Here is a 252-nt window from a genome sequence, read left to right as displayed (position 1 = left end):
ATCTGGTAGGCCGTGAGTTCCTCACGGCTCCATCGTTGAGACCGCTGGAGGAGATCGTACGTCTTTCTATAGGCGTTATAGGAGGGAAGGATCCCGAGGGCTTTTGCTGTGAGCGATTCCCGGCCGTAGATCTTCTCTCCCTGGTGTATCAAGATATCCTCTCCTCTTCTCATGTAATATACCCTCTTAGCCGCCGGTGCGCCATCACTGTGCACCCCTTACGCTTCACAATCTCGCTTTTTTTCCGGAAAA

The sequence above is a fragment of the Methanoculleus sp. UBA291 genome (genome assembly GCF_002499755.1).
Taxonomy (GTDB): Archaea; Halobacteriota; Methanomicrobia; order Methanomicrobiales; family Methanoculleaceae; genus Methanoculleus; species Methanoculleus palmolei.
Note: the sequence above shows the minus strand (reverse complement) of the source record.